The 262-nt window shown below is 53.8% G+C and carries 1 protein-coding gene; it reads right to left on the reverse strand.

The window, feature by feature from the left end:
* Positions 1-262, reverse strand: a 262-nt coding sequence (locus tag B2W52_RS06470) for a type II toxin-antitoxin system VapC family toxin (RefSeq protein WP_286802024.1), incomplete at its 3' end; no start/stop codon positions are given.

The raw sequence follows: 262 nt of genomic DNA on the forward strand, positions 1-262 counted from the left end.
GATAGCGTGCAACCAGCTCATCGGAGGTAAGTAGCAAGAAACCTTCTGTCTCTGCCTGGGCGACCAGAATCCGGTCGAAAGGATCCTTGTGTATGTCCGGAAGGTGGCTTACGGCAAGTGCGTGCTGCGACGATATCGGCAATTCCAGGTAGCCGTTATCCATAAGGCCACGCCTCAGTAGATGCGGATCAACGTGAAAATCCGGTCGGCCCAGCCCATTCTTGATAACCACTTCCCAAAGACTTGCGGCGCTGAAATACAG

The organism is Marinobacter sp. UBA2498, assembly GCF_002341575.1.
Classification (GTDB): domain Bacteria; phylum Pseudomonadota; class Gammaproteobacteria; order Pseudomonadales; family Oleiphilaceae; genus Marinobacter; species Marinobacter manganoxydans.